This window comes from Pseudomonas fluorescens (genome assembly GCF_902497785.1).
In the GTDB taxonomy this organism is placed as follows: domain Bacteria; phylum Pseudomonadota; class Gammaproteobacteria; order Pseudomonadales; family Pseudomonadaceae; genus Aquipseudomonas; species Aquipseudomonas fluorescens_BO.
Map to the genome: position 1 here is coordinate 105,275 of NZ_CABVHK010000023.1, position 10,103 is coordinate 115,377.

12 protein-coding genes are annotated in these 10,103 nt (G+C 62.1%); all 12 read left to right on the plus strand.

Going from position 1 to position 10,103, the window contains the following annotated elements:
* Nucleotides 1–132: 132 nt before the first annotated feature.
* Genes F8N62_RS27945 through F8N62_RS28000 form a run of 12 tightly spaced genes read left to right on the plus strand, consistent with a single transcriptional unit; the run spans nt 133 to nt 9,154 of the window.
* Nucleotides 133–1,848: a GspE/PulE family protein gene (locus F8N62_RS27945; protein WP_150713702.1), complete on the plus strand. Its 1,716-nt coding sequence runs from the start codon at nt 133–135 to the stop codon at nt 1,846–1,848.
* Nucleotides 1,829–2,632 carry a hypothetical protein gene (locus tag F8N62_RS27950; RefSeq protein WP_150713703.1) on the plus strand — a complete coding sequence of 268 codons (804 nt, stop codon included), beginning with the start codon at nt 1,829–1,831 and terminating at the stop codon, nt 2,630–2,632. Before F8N62_RS27945 ends, F8N62_RS27950 begins: the two co-directional genes overlap by 20 nt.
* Before the next feature lies 1 nt (nt 2,633).
* Nucleotides 2,634–3,179 (plus strand): PilN domain-containing protein, encoded by a 546-nt coding sequence (locus F8N62_RS27955; RefSeq protein WP_150713704.1) that lies wholly within the window; start codon nt 2,634–2,636, stop codon nt 3,177–3,179.
* On the plus strand, nt 3,166–3,714 hold the full coding sequence (locus tag F8N62_RS27960) for a GspMb/PilO family protein (protein ID WP_150713705.1): 549 nt from the start codon (nt 3,166–3,168) through the stop codon (nt 3,712–3,714). The genes F8N62_RS27955 and F8N62_RS27960 overlap by 14 nt, the downstream gene beginning before the upstream one ends.
* The gene (locus F8N62_RS27965; protein WP_150713706.1) at nt 3,714–4,232 is read left to right on the plus strand and encodes a hypothetical protein; all 519 of its coding nucleotides are present in this window, start codon (nt 3,714–3,716) and stop codon (nt 4,230–4,232) included. Before F8N62_RS27960 ends, F8N62_RS27965 begins: the two co-directional genes overlap by 1 nt.
* Nucleotides 4,229–6,079, plus strand: a complete 1,851-nt coding sequence (locus F8N62_RS27970; protein WP_150713707.1) for a secretin N-terminal domain-containing protein — start codon at nt 4,229–4,231, stop codon at nt 6,077–6,079. Before F8N62_RS27965 ends, F8N62_RS27970 begins: the two co-directional genes overlap by 4 nt.
* Before the next feature lie 2 nt (nt 6,080–6,081).
* A complete protein-coding gene (locus F8N62_RS27975; protein WP_150713708.1) occupies nt 6,082–6,555 on the plus strand; it encodes a type II secretion system protein in 474 nt (157 codons plus the stop codon).
* A gap of 4 nt (nt 6,556–6,559) precedes the next feature.
* Nucleotides 6,560–6,934, plus strand: a complete 375-nt coding sequence (locus F8N62_RS27980) for a type II secretion system protein (RefSeq protein ID WP_150713709.1) — start codon at nt 6,560–6,562, stop codon at nt 6,932–6,934.
* Nucleotides 6,909–7,448, plus strand: a complete 540-nt coding sequence (locus tag F8N62_RS27985) for a type II secretion system protein (RefSeq protein ID WP_150713710.1) — start codon at nt 6,909–6,911, stop codon at nt 7,446–7,448. Before F8N62_RS27980 ends, F8N62_RS27985 begins: the two co-directional genes overlap by 26 nt.
* Nucleotides 7,445–7,834, plus strand: coding sequence for a curli production assembly/transport protein CsgE (gene csgE / locus F8N62_RS27990; RefSeq protein WP_150713711.1), 390 nt, complete (start codon nt 7,445–7,447; stop codon nt 7,832–7,834). Before F8N62_RS27985 ends, csgE begins: the two co-directional genes overlap by 4 nt.
* On the plus strand, nt 7,831–8,262 hold the full coding sequence (locus F8N62_RS27995; protein WP_150713712.1) for a curli assembly protein CsgF: 432 nt from the start codon (nt 7,831–7,833) through the stop codon (nt 8,260–8,262). Before csgE ends, F8N62_RS27995 begins: the two co-directional genes overlap by 4 nt.
* 28 nt (nt 8,263–8,290) lie before the next feature.
* Nucleotides 8,291–9,154, plus strand: a complete 864-nt coding sequence (locus tag F8N62_RS28000; RefSeq protein WP_150713713.1) for a CsgG/HfaB family protein — start codon at nt 8,291–8,293, stop codon at nt 9,152–9,154.
* Nucleotides 9,155–10,103 lie beyond the last annotated feature (949 nt).

Consider the following 10,103-nt stretch of genomic DNA (forward strand, 5'->3'; position numbering starts at 1 on the left):
CTCGCCGCGTCGACAGGGCTCAAAGCCCCCGGCGTTGGAGAGCAAGCCATGGACCGTCTATCCCTTGTCACCGAACCGGCGAACAGTGTGGGAGCGAGCTTGCTCGCGAAAGCGGTGGGGCAGCCATCCGAGATGCTGGATGGGCCGACGTCTTCGCGAGCAGGCTCGCTCCCACCACTGGAATCTGTACCTGCTCGTTTTACCAGCGAACAATTGGCCCAGGCACGGTCACTGGCCAGCACGTCCGGCGAGCGCATGCTCCAGGCCCTCGGGGTGTTGTGCGAACTGGCCCCCATGCCATTCATCCAGTGCCTCGGCGCTACCCTGCATTATCCGGTGCTCGACACTGACAGCCTGTTTAACGCCACGCCTGTTTTCGATCGGGTCACCCTGGCCCAGTGCCTAAAACGTGAATTCATCCTGCTGCGTCACGACGACGCGGTCATCGGCGTGTTTGCCGACCCCTTCGATACCTCGCGCCTGGCCTGGATCGACGATTGCCTGCACGGCGCGCCGCTGTACCTGGTGCATGCCGACGACCTGAAAGCCTATCTGGCCCGCCACGAAGAAAGCTTCCACGCGGTGGAATCGCTCAACGCCCAGGCTGACGCCAACGTCGAAATCGATACCCTGCAAAGCCTGTCCCTGACCAGCATCAGCGAAGACGCCAGCGTGGTCGTCAAGCTGGTCAACTCAACCCTGTATGACGCGCTGAAAATGCACGCCAGTGACATCCACCTCGGCACCACCGGCAGCGGCCTGGTGATCAAGTACCGCATCGATGGCGTGCTCAACAACATCAGCAAAATCCAGGGCAGCGAGTTCGCCGAGCAGGTGATTTCCCGGGTCAAGGTCATGGCCGAGCTGGACATCGGTGAAAAACGCGTGCCCCAGGACGGTCGCTTCAAGATCGGCATCAGCGGCCGGCAGATCGACTTCCGAGTGTCGATCATGCCGAGCATTTTTGGCGAAGACGCGGTGCTCCGGGTGCTGGACAAACAGGACCTCGCGGACAAGGTCTGCGGCGTGCAATTACAGGCGCTGGGCTTTGAAGACGAAACCCTGCGCCAACTGCGCCGCCTCGCCGCCGAACCCTACGGCATGGTGCTGGTCACTGGACCCACCGGCAGCGGCAAAACCACCACGCTGTACGCGATGATCACCGAGATCAACCACGGCGTGGACAAGATCATCACCATCGAAGACCCGGTGGAATATCAACTGCCGGGCGTGCTGCAAATCCCGGTCAACGAGAAAAAGGGCCTGACCTTCGCCCGTGGTTTGCGCTCGATCCTGCGCCATGACCCGGACAAGATCATGGTCGGGGAAATCCGCGACCCCGACACCGCGCAGATCGCCGTGCAATCGGCGCTCACCGGGCACCTGGTGTTCACCACCATTCACGCCAACAACGTATTCGACGTGATTGGCCGTTTCACCCAAATGGAAATCGATCCTTACAGCCTCGTCTCGGCGCTCAACGCCGTGCTCGCCCAGCGCCTGATTCGTCTGGTGTGCGCCAGTTGCAGTGCGCCGAGCTATCCGACTGACGAGGAGCTGCGCGCCTCGGGGCTCGACCCGCGTGCGGTCGATCACTACCAGTTCGTCCATGGCAAGGGTTGCGGGCATTGCCGTGGCACCGGTTATCGCGGGCGCACCGCGATTGCCGAATTGCTGCACCTGGACGATGAGCTGCGGCAGATGATCGTCGAGCGCCAACCGATTTCGAAAATCAAGGCGCATGCCTGCAAACGCGGTTTGCGCCTGCTGCGCGAGTCGGCCCTGGAACTGGTGCAGGAAGGGCGGACCACGCTCGAGGAGATCAATCGTGTCACTTTTATCTCGTGATCGTTTTGTCGCCGTCGTCGGTGCCAGTGGTGTCGGCCTCGGTCAGCGCCGTGGCAACGAAACCCAGTGGCTGGGCAGCGTCGGTTTCATCGACGAAGGCTTCCATGCCTGGGCCGTGGCGCTGGACACCCTCGACCATCTGCTGGCCGACCACACTCGGCCCGGTGCCGAATTGAGCGTGGTGATTTCCGGGCATTTCAGCCGTTTCTGCCTGGTGCCCTGGAGCGAACAGATCAGCAGCCCTGACGAATTGCTCGGCTTCGCCCGGCTGTGTTTCGAAGACCTGTACGGCGCGCCGACCCAAGCCTGGAGCCTGGTGCTGTCGGCAGAACCGGCGGGGTATGACCGGATCGCCGCCGCGCTGCCGGAGGATCTGCTGGCGCGTCTGCGCACCCTGGTCAGCGCGCGCAATCTGCGCCTGCGTTCGGTGCAACCGTACCTGATGGCGGCGTTCAATCACTTCGATAAAAGCCTGGAAACCGGCGACTTTCTGTTCGTGGTCGCCGAGCCGGTGCGCAGCGTCTTGCTGGTGGCCCGGGAAGGCCGCTGGGCGTCGGTGCGTTCGGTGGGCAGCAGCGACAGTGATGCGGCACTCAGCGCGTTGATCGGTCGCGAAAGTCAACTGCAGGCCTCCACCAGCGAGCGCCCCTTGAACGTTTACCTGCACGCCCCGGCGCGCCTCGACGCGCAGCCCGAGGTGCCCGGCGTGCACTTGCGCACCCTTGAAGAAGACCGGACCAGCGTACGCGACGCGTTGTACGTGATGTCCCGGGCGGTGGCCTGACATGCGCGCCCTGATGCTCGACTTTCAGCCGCGCCGCCGCTCGGGCCCTTTGGGCTGGAGCCTGCTAACCGTCGGCGTAGTGCTGGCGCTGAGCTGCCTGGTCGCTCAGCAACACCTCGGCGAACAAGTGGCGCAACAACACGGCCACCTGCAAACCACCCAGCGCGTGCTCACCGGCGACACCGGCGCCAAAACCAGCCTGAGCCCGGCGGAAACCCGCGAGCAGGCGCAGAACCTCGCCGAGATGCGCAAGGTCTCCCAGCAACTGCGCCGGCCCTGGGAAAGCCTGTTCGCCATGCTCGAAGCCATGCCCCGCGACAACATCGCCTTGCTGACCCTCACCCCGGATGCGCGCAAAGGCCAGGTGCGGATCAGCGCCGAGGCCAAAGACCTCGACGCCATGCTCGACTTCCACCGCAATCTCGAGGCCAGCGACGAGCTGTCCGATGTGTCGCTGCTCAGCCACGAAATCGTGGCCAACGTGCCGGAACACCCGGTGCAATTCAACCTGTCGGCTAGCTGGGAGATTGGCGATGCAAATCCCTAGATTGATCGTCCACGAATACCTGCAAGGTCTGGGCATTCCGGGGCTGGCCGGGCTGGCGATGCTGCTGGTGGCGCTGGTGTATGGGCTGGCGGGCTTGATGCCGCAGTGGCAGTCGCTGCAACAGCTGAGCGAGCAAACCCGCGAAGCTGGCGAATACCTGGCGAAAGTCGAGGACGGCAGCATCGCGCCACCGGTAGTGCCGCAACGGCAACTCGACGACTTCCGCAGCAAGCTGCCGTCGCAACCTCAGGCCACGGTGGCCATCGACAAAATCTACGCGCTGGCGGCGCAGGAACACATCACGTTGGCGCGCGGGGAATACTCGCTGGGCATCGACCCCAAAACCCATCTGGCGCGTTATCAGATCCTGCTGCCGGTGCGCGGCAGCTACCCGCAACTGCGGCGCTTCCTGCACGCCTTGCTCGGTCAGTTGCCGGCGGTGGTGGTGGAGGACGTCGAGTTCCAACGCAAGAAAATCGCCGACACCGACCTGACCGGCCGGATCCGCATGACCCTTTACCTGTCGAGGTCATGATGAATACCAAGCGCGTGATGGGATGGGTGGGCTTCTTCGGTGTTGCGGCGGCGCTGGCCTGGTTGCCCGACTACCTGATGCCGGCAGAAGAGGGCGACGTGGCCGTCGCCAGCGTCACTGCTGCGGGCAAAAGCAAAACCCGCGGTGCGCTGCCTGCCGCGCCGGCCACCGGCAAAGCAAAAGCAGTGAAGGACTTGAGCCCCGCCGGCGACCTGTTCGCCACGCGCAGCTGGAAGGCCGCGCCGACGCTGGCCAGCGTCGTCGAACAACCCGTCAACCTCACTCCGGTGGTGCAAGCCCCAAGCATGCCACCCATGCCGTTCCAGTTTGTCGGGCGGCTGGATGACCGCTCCGACCTGCAAGTGTTTTTGCAGAACGGCGAAAAAATATACGTCGTACGCAAAGGGGATGTGATCGACGAAACCTGGCGGATCGAGGGCATTTCCGATGTGGAACTGAGCTTTGTCTACTTGCCCTTGCATTTGTCCCAGACCTTGTCTGTGGGGAGCGCGCAATGAACAGATCCTGCCGTAATACCAAAAAAACGCTGACCAGCCTGTGCCTGTGTGCAGCGCTGGCCGCGTGCAGTTCGGCGCAGGTCGCCAACAAGGAAGCGGCCGAGTTGATCGAGCAGGGCCAGTATGAAGCCGGCCTGGCCCGCATCGAAGAAGGCCTGCGCGAAGACCCCCGCGACACCGAATTGCACCTGGCCCTGAACAGCGGGCGAGTGAAGGCAATTAACGCATTGTTGACCCAGGCCGATGCCGACCGCGCCCACCGCGATTTCGCCCAGGCGCGCATGGGGTACAGCCGGGTGCTGACCATCGAGCCGAACAACCGCCGCGCCCAGGACGCGATCCGGCAACTCGAGTACCTGCGCAGCATGGATGAAAAACTCGAACTGGCCCGTGGCGACCTGCGTCGCGGCGACATTTACGGTGCCGACCGCCAGGTCAAACAGATCCTCGAACTGGACCCGAAAAACGAAGGCGCACTGGAACTGCAAAGCAACATTCGCTTGGTCCAGAGCCGCAACGTCATTCCGTATCCGCAGCTGCGCACGCGCCTGGACCGGCCGGTGACCCTGGAGTTTCGCGACGCCAACCTGAAAACCATTTTCGAAGTGCTGTCCCAGGTGGCCGGGTTGAATTTCATCTTCGACAAGGACCTGCGTCCGGACATGAAAGCCACCATCTTCGTGCGTGACGTGCGCATCGAGGACGCCGTGGCCCTGCTGCTGCAACAGAACCAGCTGCACCAGAAAGTGGTGAACGAAAACACCTTGCTGATCTACCCGGACTCGCCGCAAAAACTCAAGGATTACCAGGAACTGGTGATGCGCACTTTTTACCTGACCAGCATCGATGCCAACACCGCGCTGAACATGGTCAAAACCATGCTCAAGACCCGCGACGTGTTTGTCGATGAACGCCTCAACACCCTGACCATGCGCGACACCGAAGACGCGATCCGCATGGCGGAAAAACTCCTGCAATCCCAGGACCAGTCCAACCCGGAAGTGGTGCTGGAAGTGGAGGTGATGGAAGTCGCCACGCAACGGATTCTCGACCTTGGCTTGCAATGGCCGAACACCTTCGGCGTGGTCAACAGTGACGGTTCCCCGGTGGCGCTGCTCGATCAACTCAAGGGCATCGATTCCGGCCGCATCACCATCAATCCATCGCCCCAGCTCAAGATCAATGCCCAGGACAACGACATCAACACCCTGGCCAGCCCGACCATTCGCGTCAGCAACCGCGAACAGGCACGCATCCACATTGGTCAGCGGGTGCCGATCATCAGCGCCACCTCGGTGCCCTCGACTCAGGGGCCGGTGATCACCGAGAGCGTCACCTACCTGGACGTCGGCCTGAAGCTGGAAGTGCAGCCGACCGTGCACCTGAACAACGAAGTGGCGATCAAGATTGCCCTGGAAGTGAGTAACGCCACGCCGCTGGAACCAACCCGCCAGGGCACGATTCCGGTGCAGGTCGACACCCGCAACGCGCAGACCACCTTGCGCCTGCACGACGGCGAAACGCAGATCCTCGCCGGCCTGATGCGCAACGACCATGGCGCCACCGGCAACAAGATCCCGGGCCTTGGCGACATTCCCGGGCTGGGTCGCTTGTTCGGCAGCAACAAAGACAACGTCAGCAAATCGGAACTGGTGCTGTCGATCACCCCACGGATCGTGCGCAACCTGCCGTACCAGAGCCCGTCGGACATGGAATTCCCCACCGGCACCGAAACCAGCATGCACATCCAGGCACCTGATCGCCGCATGGAGTCGCAAGTGCAAAACGCGCCCATCGAGCGTCCGGTGGCGGCGGTGTCTACCCAAGTTTCCATAGAGAAGCCTTGATCATGAACGCCTCGCAACGTGGTTTTACCCTGATCGAAGTCGTGGTGACGCTGTCGCTGATCGGCCTGTTGGCCGGCATGGCCGCGCCCCTGACCGAGACCGTGGTGCGCCGGGGCAAAGAGCAGGAATTGCGCACCGCGCTGTATCAGATTCGCGATGCCATCGACGCCTACAAACGGGCGTTCGACGCCGGCTACATCGAGAAATCCCTGAACAGCAGCGGCTATCCACCGAACCTGAAAGTGCTGGTCGAAGGCGTGCGCGATGTGCGCAGCGCCAAAGGCGCCAAGTTCTATTTCCTGCGCCGCGTACCCCATGACCCGCTCAAGCCGGTCAAGCGTGACGACGAAGGTGGCTGGGGCTTGCGCTCCTATGACAGCACGGCTCAAAACCCGCGTGATGGTGAGGACGTCTTTGACGTTTACTCCCAGGCGCGGGGCAAGGGGCTCAACGGCATCGCGTACCGGGAGTGGTGAGCATATGCGCCGGGAAAAGGGTTTTACCCTGCTGGAACTGATGGTGGTCATGGCAATCATCGCGACCCTGATGACCATCGCCTTGCCACGCTATTTCAACAGCCTCGAGGCGTCGAAAGAAACCACCCTGCGCCAGAGCTTGTCAGCCATGCGCGAGGCGCTGGATCACTACTACGGCGACACCGGGCGCTACCCCGATTCCATCGAGCAAATGGTCGAGCAGCGTTACCTGCGCAATGCACCCATGGACCCGGTGGCCGAACGCAAGGACCTCTGGGTGTTGGTCGCGCCGCCAGACGGCGTACCGGGCGGGGTCGCCGACATCAAAAGCGGTGCCACAGGGAGGGCGCGTGATGGCAGCCTTTATTCCGAGTGGTAAGCCTGCGGGCGAGGGTGGCTTTACCTACCTGGGCGTGCTGTTCCTGATCCTGGTGATGGGCATGGGCCTGGCCAGTGCCGGCGAGTTGTGGTCGACCGCGTCGCGCCGTGATCGCGAGCGCCAACTGCTCTGGGTCGGCACTCAATACGCTCAGGCGTTGCGCAGTTATTACCGCAGCTCGCCGGGGTTGGCGCAGTACCCCAAAGCCCTCGAAGACCTGTTGCAGGACGAACGTTTTCCCAACCCGAAACGCCATCTCCGACAGCTCTACCCGGACCCGATTGGCGGCAGCGAATGGTTCCTGATGCGCGGCTTCGACGGGCGCATCACCGGCCTCAGCAGCGCCTCCACGGACAAGCCGCTCAAGCAGGCGGACTTCCCCACTCAATGGTCGGATTTCACCGGCATGGCCAGTTACAAGGACTGGCAGTTCGTCGCCGAAAAAGCCTTCCTCGACGGCGCGCCGGGTCCTGGCAAAGGCGCCTCGAAACCGGCTCAGGCGGTGCAGCCATGAACCGGTTCTGCTTCGCCTTGATCGTCCTGCTTTCGTCCCCGGTCGTCGTTGCCGCTGAGGAAGACGAAATGATGGGGTTCATCGTCGATGACACGATCTCGCACATCGGCCACGACTTTTACTACTCGTTCAGTGAGCGCCTGCGCGCCACCAGCCCTATGGATTTCAACCTGGTGGTGCGTGAACGGCCTTCGGCGCGCTGGGGCGCACTGGTGACCGTCGAGTATCAGCAGCGTTTGGTTTACCGGCGTTTTCTGCCGCCGAACACCGTGGAACTCAAGGAGGAGGCCTACGCCGCCGCCGACTGGGTTCGCGGACAGATTGTCCAGCGCAAGCTGGAAAACATGTTGCAGGACACCACGGACCTTGAGAGGGACGAATTATGAAAACAACAATCGCGCAACGCCCAAGGCTTTCGAGGGCCGGCCTCTGGTTGATCGGGCTCGGCAGTTGCAGCCTGGTCCACGCCACGGAGCTGGTCTACTCGCCCATCAATCCGTCGTTTGGCGGCAATCCATTGAACGGCACCTGGCTGCTCAACAACGCCCAGGCCCAGAACGATTACGACGACCCGGACTTGAAAAACCGCGCATCGCTGGCCGGTACGTCAGCCCTGGAGCGCTTCAGCAATCAGCTGGAATCGCGCTTGCTCGGGCAATTGCTGGACAACATATCCGCCGGCAATACCGGGAGCCTGTCCACCGACGCTTTTATCGTCAACGTCGTCGACGACTCCGGGCAATTGACCATCGTCGTGACAGACCGAGCGACCGGTGAAATCTCGGAAATCCAGGTGAGCGGCCTGGCCCCTTGACGGGCTGGGTTGATGGGGAGTGAAGGACATGAAAAAAATAATTCTGTTAGGGCTGATGCTGGCGGCATTACAAGGGTGCAGTCTGCGCGAGCCGATCGGGGCTGAGCAGGACACCGAAACCCCGACGCTGACGCCGAGGGCGTCGACCTATTACGACTTGATCAACATGCCACGACCCAAGGGCCGGTTGATGGCGGTGGTCTATGGTTTTCGCGACCAGACCGGTCAGTACAAACCGACGCCGGCCAGCTCGTTTTCCACCAGCGTGACCCAGGGCGCGGCGAGCATGTTGATGGACGCTTTGCAAGTCAGTGGCTGGTTTGTGGTGCTGGAACGCGAAGGGCTGCAGAACCTGCTGACCGAGCGCAAGATCATCCGCGCCTCGCAGAAAAAACCGAACACACCGGTGAACATCCAGGCGGAACTGCCACCGCTGCAAGCGGCGAACATGATGCTCGAGGGCGGGATCATTGCCTATGACACCAACGTCAAAAGCGGCGGGGAAGGGGCGCGCTATTTGGGCATCGACATTTCCCGGGAGTATCGGGTGGATCAGGTCACGGTGAACTTACGGGCAGTGGATGTGCGCAGCGGGCAGGTGCTGGCCAATGTGATGACCAGCAAAACGATCTACTCGGTGGGCCGCAGTGCCGGGGTGTTCAAGTTTATCGAGTTCAAGAAGTTGCTGGAGGCGGAGGTTGGCTACACCACGAACGAGCCGGCGCAGTTGTGTGTGTTGTCGGCGATCGAGTCGGCGGTGGGGCATCTTCTGGCTCAGGGGATCGAGCGGCGGCTGTGGCAGGTGGCGGGGGATAATTCGCCGCAGAACAGTGAGACGCTTGATCGGTATCTGACCCAGAACAAAATTGTGCCTGAGGGTGAGGGCGAGTGAACCGAGGCGGCCTGCGGGCCGACCTGGTTCCCCCTGACACACCCGTCCAACTGTGGGAGCGAGCCTGCTCGCGAATGCGGCCTCATAGCCGACCTGTTATTTCGGGTGTACCCATAACCCCTGTGGGAGCGAGCTTGCTCGCGATGGCTTTGCGTCAGGCGACGAGTTTTTTGAGGGTGTACATATCCATTTTTGCGGTAACGGCCACTATTGGTTTCGCCCTTACGGCGAGTCACTTTGAAAAGCGCAAAGTAACCCAACGCTCTTGCCCCACCACTCGGCACCTCGCCTAGGCTCGGTGTGCCCTCACTCCGGCATTGCTCCGCGGGTCGCCGCGAAGGGCCGTCCCTGGCCCAGCGCGGCTAAACCGGCATCCTTGCCGGTTTCCCCGCTACGCAATACCTGCGTTCGGCCAGCGTGGTTTTATGGGGCGCTCAGATCAAAATCAAAATCAAAATCAAAACCGCGGCGGCCTTCGGGCCGACCGAGGCATCAAGCGGGCGCGCTGCGCTGATCTGACCGTGCGCAACCTCTGGCCTGATGCGAATCCCCTGTGGGAGCGAGCCTGCTCGCGATGGTGGTGTGTCAGGCGACGAGTTTTTTGAGGGTGTACATATCCATTCCTGCGGCCACGGCCGCTAATGGTTTCGCCCTTACGGCGAGTCACTTTGAAAAGCGCAAAGTAACCCAACGCTCTTGCCCCACCACTCGGCACCTCGCTCTGGCTCGGTGTGCCCTCACTCCGGCATTACTCCGCGGGTCGCCGCGAAGGGCCATCCCTGGCCCAGCGCGGCTAAACCGGCATCCTTGCCGGTTTCCCCGCTGCGCTATGCCTGCGTTCGGCCAGCGTGGTTTTATGGGGCGCTCAGATCAAAATCAAAATCAAAATCAAAACCGCGGCGGCCTTCGGGCCGACCGAGGCATCAAGCGGGCGCGCTGCGCTGATCTG